At 62.0% G+C, this 9859-nt stretch carries 9 protein-coding genes; all 9 read left to right on the forward strand.

The features are described 5' to 3' along the window. The first annotated feature begins 17 nt into the window (after window positions 1-17). Entirely contained in the window at window positions 18-1646 is a 1629-nt protein-coding gene (locus J1M87_RS24475) for a CpaF family protein (protein WP_008720801.1), read from the forward strand. Then, window positions 1646-2524, forward strand: coding sequence for a type II secretion system F family protein (locus tag J1M87_RS24480; protein ID WP_008720799.1), 879 nt, complete (start codon window positions 1646-1648; stop codon window positions 2522-2524). Before J1M87_RS24475 ends, J1M87_RS24480 begins: the two co-directional genes overlap by 1 nt. Next, window positions 2521-3441 carry a type II secretion system F family protein gene (locus tag J1M87_RS24485; RefSeq protein WP_008720797.1) on the forward strand — a complete coding sequence of 307 codons (921 nt, stop codon included), beginning with the start codon at window positions 2521-2523 and terminating at the stop codon, window positions 3439-3441. The genes J1M87_RS24480 and J1M87_RS24485 overlap by 4 nt, the downstream gene beginning before the upstream one ends. A gap of 171 nt (window positions 3442-3612) precedes the next feature. Next, the gene (locus tag J1M87_RS24490) at window positions 3613-3843 is read left to right on the forward strand and encodes a hypothetical protein (RefSeq protein ID WP_042940448.1); all 231 of its coding nucleotides are present in this window, start codon (window positions 3613-3615) and stop codon (window positions 3841-3843) included. Window positions 3844-3881: 38 nt separating this feature from the next. Continuing rightward, a complete protein-coding gene (locus J1M87_RS24495; RefSeq protein ID WP_042940446.1) occupies window positions 3882-4307 on the forward strand; it encodes a hypothetical protein in 426 nt (141 codons plus the stop codon). After that, entirely contained in the window at window positions 4304-4765 is a 462-nt protein-coding gene (locus J1M87_RS24500) for a TadE/TadG family type IV pilus assembly protein (protein WP_008720792.1), read from the forward strand. Before J1M87_RS24495 ends, J1M87_RS24500 begins: the two co-directional genes overlap by 4 nt. Beyond that, window positions 4762-5229 carry a pilus assembly protein TadG-related protein gene (locus tag J1M87_RS24505; RefSeq protein ID WP_008720790.1) on the forward strand — a complete coding sequence of 156 codons (468 nt, stop codon included), beginning with the start codon at window positions 4762-4764 and terminating at the stop codon, window positions 5227-5229. Before J1M87_RS24500 ends, J1M87_RS24505 begins: the two co-directional genes overlap by 4 nt. Window positions 5230-5353: 124 nt before the next feature. Next, window positions 5354-8983, forward strand: coding sequence for a LysM peptidoglycan-binding domain-containing protein (locus J1M87_RS24510; protein ID WP_008720788.1), 3630 nt, complete (start codon window positions 5354-5356; stop codon window positions 8981-8983). A 115-nt stretch (window positions 8984-9098) separates the two neighbouring features. Then, window positions 9099-9722 (forward strand): hypothetical protein, encoded by a 624-nt coding sequence (locus J1M87_RS24515; RefSeq protein WP_008720785.1) that lies wholly within the window; start codon window positions 9099-9101, stop codon window positions 9720-9722. Window positions 9723-9859: the final 137 nt, after the last annotated feature.

Here is a 9859-nt window from a genome sequence, read left to right on the forward strand (position 1 = left end):
AAAGGGAGACCACCCGCATGACCAACAACGCACCCGACTTCGATGACGACGAGCGACCAGCCCTACCCGACCTACCGATGTTTGCCGCCGACCCGGTCATCCTCGGCGACGGCGACAACGAGATAACTCGTTACAGGAGTGGGCAATACGGTTCCCCTTCTGCAGGGCTGCTCGCCGCAGCAGGCAAGGACGGTCGCCATTCTCATCCGGAACCCGAGCACCTCGAGACGGTCCCGTTCACATCGCCCTCGCCATTTCAGGCGGATCGATCGGACGTCGCGAAGACCGACCATCAATTGGTCAAGCAGCTGACCAAAGAAGCATCCGAGATCCTCTCTCTCCGAAAGACACAACGAGCAGATCAGGCGCTCAACCCTGAGCTGGGCGTGACGGCAATGACGCCGGACGAGGAGCGCGAGTCAGGCAGGCAGATCGTCATCGATCTCGTCAGCAAAGAAGTGCAATCCGCTATTGACACCGGGCACAAACAGTTGAGTGTCCAAGAAGAACAAACACTGGTTAAGGCGGTCTTCGACACGCTGTTCGGACTCGGCCCACTGCAGCCGCTCGTCGACGACCCGAACGTCGAGAACATCCTCATCAACGGCGACAGCGTCATTGTGATGTACCCCGACGGAAGCCTGCAGACACGACCCCCGATCGCGGACAGCGACGAAGAACTCTACGACTGGCTCACCAACCTCGCACAGCGCGCCCCCGGCGGCGGACGACCGTTCTCTCAGGTCAACCCCAACCTCCGCCTCAACCTGCCCGGCGACATCCGCCTATCCGCGATGGGCTACTCGGTCCGCCATCCCAGCATCGCCATCCGCATGCACCGCCACAAGGATGTGACCATCGACAAGATGGTCGACATGGGAGTCATGCCCCAGCTGCTGTCCGAGATCCTCAGCGCCGCAGTCATCGGAGGTGCCTCCGTCGTCATCTCCGGGCCGATGGGATCAGGCAAGACGACCAACCTTCGCGCGCTCGCCAATTGCCTTCCCCTGCAGACGCGAATCGGCACAGCAGAAACAGAGTACGAACTGTTCCTCGACAAACTCGACGGTCGTAGACCGTATGTCGTTGCAGCCGAGGCAATCACCGGCGGCGGAGAGCGAAACGAGTTGACCGGTGCGCTTCGCGGCGCGACGACGCTGTCAGACATCCTGTACCAGTTCGTGCGAATGCAGCTGGACCGTGTCATCGTCGGAGAGGTCGCCGGCGGCGAGATCATCGACATGTTCAAAGCAATGCAGATGGCCAAAGGCTCCCTGAGCACCACGCACGCCGAACACGCCGCCGGCGCGATCGACCGCCTCGTCACCTGCGCCCTCGAAGCAGGAGTGCCGGTCGAGTACGCCTACCGCCAAGTGGCACACCACATCAATCTGATCATCCAGCTGCAAACGGACTACGAATTCACCGACACCGGCGAGAGACGTCAGGTCCGATTCGTCAGCGAGGTCATCCATATCGAGGCCGGCGAAAACGCCATGCCCGCAGTGACCAAAATCTACGAAGGAAGACCAGGCGGCACCGGCGAATACGGAACACTTCCCCCGGCACTGCTCCGCAAGCTCTACGCCGGCGGGTTCACTCCGAGCCAAATCCCCATCAACACGATCACAGGAGGTGAACGCTGATGTACACGATTGCCGCCGTCGGCATCGTCCTCCTCTTTGCTACCGGAATATGGTTCTTTGCCAACGGGATTCGCGATCGACGTGACCCGACAGCACCGACACGGCACCGGACACCCCGCACCCGTATCCCTCGGCAGACCAAAATCGTGTTTGCAGTCGGCACCGCGCTCGGGCTCGCAGCATGGCTGCTCAGCGGTTGGTTCGTTCTGTTTCCCATCATTCCGATCGCAGCAGTAGGCGTCCCGTACCTTCTCGGATCATCCGCCGCTGCAGACGACATCGAACGCCTCAACGCACTCGAAGAATGGGTCCGGAACCTGACCGGCGTACTCGCAGCAGGATCCGGCCTCGAACAAGCCATCATCGCAACCCACAGAGGAATGCCCCAAGCCTTGCGGCCGGAAATCACCAGCCTCATCACCCGCCTGCGCGGCAACGTATCTATCGACGAAGCGCTGCTTCGCTTCGCAGACGACCTCGACGATTCCACCGGCGACTACGTGGTCGGAGCCCTCCGCCAAGCAGCACGCCTGCGCGGATCCGGCCTCACCGCAGCCCTGAAACGACTCTCGGAATCGGTGGCAGAAAACGTGCGCAACCGCAGAACCTCCGAGGCGGAGCGACAGGGACCCCGTACGACCGCTCGATGGGTCACCATCATCACCGTCGCCCTCATCGCCGGGCTGTTCCTGTTCACCAACTACATGGACCCCTACAAACAGCCCCTCTTTCAGCCCGTCCTGTTCCTCGAATTCGTCGGGTTCGGCCTCGTGCTCGGGTGGATGAAGCGATACACCCTGCCCGTCAAATACCCCAGGTTCATCGGCACCAAGGACCGCGACGCAGCAAGCACCGCACGTGCGAGGAGCGCATCATGAACGACTTCGAGCTCTGGGCAATGGCCCTCGCCGCGATCGCCGCTCTCGGCTTAATCCTCCTTGTTCTCCGCATGCTGCCGGCAGACCCTGCCCTCGACGACGCCATGGAACGACTGTCCGGTGCAGCTCCGGACCCGTACACCGTCGACACCAGCGGCGGCGACAACCTTGCCGGCTCGGATGCCCTGTCCTACAGAGTCGGCGCACGCTTCTACCCGCGACTGCGATCGCAGGCATGGTTCAGGATCCCGACCGCGGACCTTGCGATTCTCAGAGAGACCCCACAGAAGTTCATCGGAGACAAAATCCTTTCCGCCGCAATCGGGCTGATCATTGCTCCGGTCTCCCTTGCACTCCTTGCCCTCTTCGGCATCGCAGTGCCGTTCGTGTTCCCCGCAGCCGGTTCGCTCGTCCTGGCGTTGGCGGGTTTCTTCGCGCCTGACGCCGACGTGAAGACTCGTGCGGCCAGTGCTCGACTCGAATTCACGCGAGCACTGGCGGCGTTCATCGACTTCGTCTCGTTGAACCGAAGCGGCGGAGTCGCAGCATTCCAAAGTCTCGAACGCGCTGCCGCCGTTGGTGATAGCTGGGTGTTCCTACGCCTTGATGCCGAGCTGCAGAAGGCGTCCCTTGCAGGACAAGCACCCTGGGCCGCTCTGTCCAATCTTGCAGGCGAACTCGCGCTCCCAGAACTGGGTGACCTCGCGGACATCATGACCTACACCGGCGACCAAGGGGCCAGCGTGGCAGACACTCTCGCCGCCCGGGCCGGGGCACTCCGTAGTGCCCTGCTCTCGAAAGAGCAAGGCGAAGCGGGAGCTCGTACGAAGAAGATGGATGCCCCTCTCGGGGCCTTGGCCGTGCTGTTCATGATCATGCTGCTCGTACCGGCTGCAGTGAACATCATGGGAATTTGAGAACCGAACGCCTCGAATGCGTTGTCATTCAACGATCAACTACCACATGTGAGCTGCACAAACAGTGGCTTGCGCACTTCACCTGCTCGAAGTGTCCGGTGTTGGCGATAGTCTGACCGGCATCCATAGCTCCACGCCCACCAGGGTTTACAGATCGAAGGGAAGCGTCACATGGCAGCAACACGCACCATCGCAAACCGAATCACAGCAACGACGGCGACACTGTTCGCGCTGGCACTGTTCTCGTACACCCGCATGGCAGAGCGCGCCGGCGGACGCAAGAGCGACAAGGGCTACAGCATGGAAACGGTCATCATCACCGCCGGCCTCGTTGTCCTCGCCATCCTCATCGTCGCGGGAATCACAGTGGTCGGCCAGCGATACCTCTCCCAAATCCAGTAACCCCACCACTCGCCCAACGAGATAGGGGAGAACACGCGATGCACACCGAACCACACGCACCACTGCGCGAATGGCTCGGCCGGATACGCCAAGACGACCGCGGAGCAGCCCTCGAAACCGTCGTCGTCTTCGGTGTCGTCCTACTGCTCTTCCTCATCGCAATCCAGGCAGCTCTATACGCCCACGCACGAACCGTAGCGATCTCGACAGGTGAAGAAGCCCTACGACAAGCGCGATCGCAATTCGGCAGCGCTGCAGCCGGCACAGCAGCGGGATACGCATTCGCAGCCACCGCCGGCCCGACAACCCTGCGCGCACCCATCATCCTCGTCAACCGCGGCGTACGGGAAGCCACCGTCCAGATCACCGGACAACCCATCCGGCTCATCCCGTTCTTCCCTCTCGACATCCACGTCAACGAGACGCTTCCCGTCGAACGAGTCACCGCCCCAGGAACCAGATGAACACCGCCGCCCGATTACGCCAGCTAGCAGCCACGGCCAGAGCCGACGATCGTGGATCGGCACTGCAAACAGTCATCGTCGCCCCCGCCACACTATTCCTGATCGCACTCATCGTCACCTTCGGCGTCCTCGCGCAAGCGCACCAAAAAGTAGTCCACGCCGCGAACGAAGCAGCGCGCACCGCCTCGATCGCGCGAACAGCCTTCGCCGCCGCACCAGACGCACAAGCCGCCGCCCGCAACGATCTGGCAGCACGGGGTCTGACCTGCACCGCGCTCAACGTCAACACCGACCTCGGCGGATTCCGAACCCGCCCTGGCGTCACCGCCTCCGTCTCGGCGACCGTCACCTGCATCATCTCGTTGGACGCACTCGGATTCCCGAAAGTCATGGGCTCACGGACCATCACAGCGACCGCGACCTCACCCGTCGACACCTACCGGGAGCGCATCCGATGACCGAAGCACTACGTCGGGCCGTAGCCGCCTGCACACGCCGGGACACGCACAACGACGCCGGAACCATCGCCATGTGGAGTGTCATCACAGCCATGGCGTTGCTGATCATGATGGGCCTCGTCGTCGACGGCGGAGGCAAGGTCCAAGCCAAACAGCGCGCCGAGCAAGTCGCCGAAGAAGCAGCCCGCGGGGCAGGACAAGCCATCATCGAACCACTCGCAGTCCGCGGCACCAACGTCATCGTCAACCCACTGACAGCGCAAGTAAAGGCCACCAAATACCTTGCTGCAGCTGGAATTCCTGGCGTCGTGGTGCCGACCGGACCGACAACGCTGCTGATCACCACCACAACGACCTACCAACCCCGAGTCCTCGGTTTGATCGGCGTCGGCCCACAGCAGATCATCGGAACAGCCACCGTCAACCTCAACCGCACCAACCTCGGAATCCCCGGCACCCCATGACCAATCCACCGCAGAGCAGACGGGCCACAGAACTCCACGACAAGACGGAGAACGTGATTCGACAGCTCGCGGCGGAACGCTGCACGACCCCGGCCACCCTGCAGCCATCGGAAAGGACACACGCATGACCACCATCCGACGGCGCTTGACTGGTTTGCTCTACCTGATCGTCCTACTAGTCCTCGTCGTGGGAATTCCGCTTGCACTGTGGACATTCCGCGGCAACCCCATACCGACGACGCTGCCCGATCTCAACCAGATCGGAACAGCTCTGACCACCCAAGACGACGGATCGCTCTTCCTCGGATTCGTGACCTGGATCGGCTGGCTCGCCTGGGCCACTTTCACCTTCAGCACCGTCATCGAACTCGGCGCAGTACTACGCGGCATCAAAGCACCTCGACTCCGAGGACTTGGTTTCCAGCAGCGAAGCGCCTCCGTTCTCATAGGCGGAGCACTCATGCTGGTGACCGCCGGCACCGCCACTGCCCAACCCCTCACCGCGACAGCACTACCGCTTTTCGAGGCCCCTGCCCACTCGGCACCAATCCAAGTAACGCAACAAAGCCAACCGCATCCAGCAGAAGCCCCTGCGCGCCCCATCAGCGGAGAAACCATCACGGTGCAGCAGGGCGACAGCCTATGGAAGCTCGCAGAACGACACCTTGGCGACGGCTTTCGATACACCGAGATCAAGCAGCTCAATGCCGACGTCCTGACCGACGATGGATGGTTGCAACCAGGCTGGAAACTTCAGCTTCCAGCCGTCGCACCCACAACCGTCGACGGGGCCTACACAGTTCGAGAAGGCGACAGTCTCTGGAGTATCGCTGAGCAACATCTGGGTGACGGACACCGCTACAAGGAAATCATCAACGCCGACGGAACTACACCGTCGACGATCATCCACGTCGGACAGCAGCTCACCGTCAACGAGCAAGCCGCCGAGACCGGCACGCTTGAACCGGCTCCGGCTGTCGCTCCTGAGCCGGCTCCGGTCGTTGCTTCTGAACCGGCTCCGGCTGTCGCTCCTGAGCCGGCTCCGGTCGTTGCTTCTGAACCGGCTCCGGCTGTCGCTCCTGAGCCGGCTCCGGTCGTTGCTTCTGAACCGGCTCCGGCTGTCGCTCCTGAACCGGCTCCGGTCGTTGCTTCTGAACCGGCTCCGGCTGTCGCTCCTGAGCCGGCCGCGGCTGCACCTTTCATAGGTGGCACCGACGTCCCAGAGCAAGAGGAAATGGTTCCGGGCGGTGACGAACAGGCCCAGGCAGAAGCGCAGGCCGCTGCCGCTGCCGCTGCGAAAATCTTCGGGATCGAACTGAACAGCGCTTCGTCGCAGCTACCTGCTCCGGCCGCCGCTCCTGCTCCGGCCGCCGCTCCTGCTCCGGCCGCCGCTCCTGCTCCGGCTGTCGCTCCTGCTCCGGCCGCCGCTCCTGAGCCTGCCGCCGCTCCTGCTCCGGCCGCCGCTCCTGCAGCGGTTCCTGAGCTTGCACCGGCTCCTGCGCAAGCGTCGTCACTCGACACCGCCGCAGCTCAACCAGCCACCCAGATTCCACTGGACACACCGACGACAGATCCAGTGCAGATCACCGCGACGGCGAACCCAAGTGACGTCTCCGAGAATCAGAACAGCACACTGTGGCTCGGGATCTCAGCCTTAGCGGCCATTGGACTCGCCGGTGCTTTTGGCCTGCGCAGGCACCGTCAACAACACGATCGACGCAGAGGCGAGACCCTCCCCGAAACATGGGGCGCTGCAGCAGTTGTGGAAGAACAGATCCATTCTGCAGCGGACACCAACGTCCTCACACGGCTCGACGAAGCACTGAGGACTGTCGCCGAACACGCTCGGACACAGGGCAACGCACTGCCTGCACTACTCGGCGCGTTCATCGGTCCCGATGCGGTGGAACTCGTAATCCTCGATGACTCCGTACTGCCGGACCCATGGCTCAAATCAGAGACCGGTGCCTGGACCCTCCCCGCCGACGCCCAGATCGCCCCAGCGCCCACCACGATCAGCCCGTACCCCACGCTCGTGACGCTTGGTTCCACAGACGACAGCACCCAAGTTCTTCTCAACCTGGAAGAACTTGGCTACCTCGGCGTCTCTGCTTCACCAGACCACGCCCGCGGCGCTCTCCAGGCCCTGGCCCTCGAACTCGTCGAATCCCCGCTCGCAGACAATCTGCACCTGACGCTGATCGGTTTCGGACAGGAGCTCCCCGAACTGTTCGGCAACGGTCGAATCGAGTACACGGACCGACCAGACGAAGTGCTGGCCAGACTCGCCCGACAAGCCGAACGTGACCAAGACACCCTCGTCGAACAACACATCGACAGCATTGCAGCGGCCCGTTCGATCTACGACACAAGCGAAATGACCGCTCCCGAAGTAGTTCTCATCGCGAGCCAATTGACGGCCGACCAACAGCAATCACTCGACCAGATCCTGGCAGCCACACCGCGCGTAGCGTTCGCTGCCGCGAGCACCGCCAGCGAGAACTCGCAGGCCGCGTGGACACTCGACATCGTCGACCGCAACACCGCAAGCCTGGTCAAGCGAGACGCCGACGGCGGCTTCACATTCCAGCCAGCATTCCTCGGGCAGGAACAATATGACGGCATCACCGCCTACCTCGCGACCGCCACACAGCCGGCGATCCCCACAGAGTCGTCCATGCACGACCCCTGGGCTGCAGCCGAAATCGACGCATACCTCACTGACGCCGCAAGCGCTGAGACCTTCCTCGACTCCGTCACCGCGGTCGACCCCACCGACCAGCTGCTGCTGAACGGAACTACCGCATCGGAGACCGCCGCCGTCGTCACAGATGTTCCGACCTACAGCCCGGACGCCGCGCAGTGGACATCCCCAGAATCGATCGGGTTCGACGACCAGGCCCCAGCCATCGCTCCTGTCGCTGGTGACGTACCTGCCTCGGGACATCTCTGGCTCCATCTTCTCGGGAAACCATCAGTCACAACTCTGACCGCGGAGCCACCCAAGGACGGACGTGAAGTACTCCTGACCGAGATCGCAGCCCTCCTCTCCATTCACCCGGGAATCAAACACGACTCCATCGACAGAAAGATCTGGCCTGCAGACAATTTCGACAAACTCCCTCTGGAGGATCAGCCGAAAAAGAAGGCCACACGCCGCCAGAACTACCTCTCGCGACTACGAAATTGGCTGGGAGAGACAGAGAACGGCGAACAAGCATTCCCGAAGCACGGCGACCGCACTGGCCGCACCGGCTACCGACTTCACCCCGATGTCCGATCGGACTGGGACTACTGGCAACAACTGATCGACACCACTCCGCCTGCCGCCACCGATGCGGAATTGCGAACGGCGGCAGAACTGGTAAACGATCAACCGTTCGCCGGGACACGAGCAGACCGTTACGGGTGGGCACGAAACCTGCAGCAGCACATGATCGCGACCCTCGCGGATGCCCTCGAGGAACTTGCGACACGACAGATCAAGACCGGAGATCTGTCCGCAGCGCTCACCACAGCAAACCGCGGCGTCACCGTCGAACCGTTCCGGGAAGGTCTCTGGCGACTGGCGATCATCGCTACCCACGGGAGTGACGAGATCAGCAAGACCCAGGAGCTGATCGACCAACTGCTCGCGAACCTCGCCGACATCGATGTCGACCCAGAACCCGAAACCGACGAACTCTTGCGCGCCCTCGCGCAATTCCACAATGGCGGCAACGCCCTCTACCGGATCGGAGCAATAGCCAGTTGATAGCAGTCGCGTCAATCGAGGTGTCTGAAGTGTCCGGTGAGCAGGTTATGGTCCAAACAGCCGCACCATTATCGTTATCGCAGTACAACGCACAGAACAACGTAGGGGGTCCACGATGATCAGCACACGACGCCGCACCGGTGCGGCAATCCTCGCGGTAGTCGCTGCTGCCAGCATCAGCGTCGCATGCGGGACCGGAGACACTGGAGCGACTCCCGTAACGACCACAGCACGACCGGTTCTCACGGGGCCCGAGGGCGTCGAAAAGTCACCCGAACAACAGGCGACCGAGCAGGCGACAGCTAAGAATGCAGAGTTTTTCGCGGTCCTGGCGAAAGTCGAAGGTGATCCGCTCGTTGATGTCAATACGCTCGATACGGTTGCCAGCGGAACGGTTCTCGACCAGTTGAAGGCAAACATCAATTTTCGCCGGTCGCAGGGCATTGTCGCGAAGGGTGCATTACAGGTTGTGAATGCGGAAGTTACTCAGCTTCAGGCGCCCAAGGACGAGGACGGGAATCCCATACCTGGCAAAGCGTCAGCAAGGATGAGAGTTTGCGTTGACAACTCCAACTACGACACTGTTCGTCCAGATGGGACCAGCACATTGGATCCTGCGAGAATTCAGCAAGAGCTTGGTAAGCCGACTTTGGAGAACCCGTCGTGGCCGGACTCGTCCGGTTGGCGAGTCGTCTCCGACTCCGTGACTGCGGGTGGAACACCATGCGATGCACCATGATTAGCGAATATTCGCGCAGCAAGAGCGTAGTACGAAGTGGAGGAGTGCCGCGGGGACTGGCAGTCTTCGTAGTTGCTTCGGTCTGCTCGATTCTGCCAGCTGTGAGCGGAATTGCTAACGCGCAGCCTGGCATTGGC

Origin of the sequence: Rhodococcus sp. KRD162 (assembly GCF_017168335.1) — a bacterium.
GTDB lineage: Bacteria > Actinomycetota > Actinomycetes > Mycobacteriales > Mycobacteriaceae > Rhodococcoides.

Bases quoted from the DNA above. Each gene is read 5' to 3' on its own strand.
- J1M87_RS24510 (WP_008720788.1), top strand. From the start codon at position 5,354: ATGACCACCATCCGACGGCGCTTGACTGGTTTGCTCTACCTGATCGTC.
- J1M87_RS24485 (WP_008720797.1), top strand. From the start codon at position 2,521: ATGAACGACTTCGAGCTCTGGGCAATGGCCCTCGCCGCGATCGCCGCT.
- J1M87_RS24505 (WP_008720790.1), top strand. From the start codon at position 4,762: ATGACCGAAGCACTACGTCGGGCCGTAGCCGCCTGCACACGCCGGGAC.
- J1M87_RS24500 (WP_008720792.1), top strand. From the start codon at position 4,304: ATGAACACCGCCGCCCGATTACGCCAGCTAGCAGCCACGGCCAGAGCC.
- J1M87_RS24495 (WP_042940446.1), top strand. From the start codon at position 3,882: ATGCACACCGAACCACACGCACCACTGCGCGAATGGCTCGGCCGGATA.
- J1M87_RS24515 (WP_008720785.1), top strand. From the start codon at position 9,099: ATGATCAGCACACGACGCCGCACCGGTGCGGCAATCCTCGCGGTAGTC.
- J1M87_RS24475 (WP_008720801.1), top strand. From the start codon at position 18: ATGACCAACAACGCACCCGACTTCGATGACGACGAGCGACCAGCCCTA.
- J1M87_RS24480 (WP_008720799.1), top strand. From the start codon at position 1,646: ATGTACACGATTGCCGCCGTCGGCATCGTCCTCCTCTTTGCTACCGGA.
- J1M87_RS24490 (WP_042940448.1), top strand. From the start codon at position 3,613: ATGGCAGCAACACGCACCATCGCAAACCGAATCACAGCAACGACGGCG.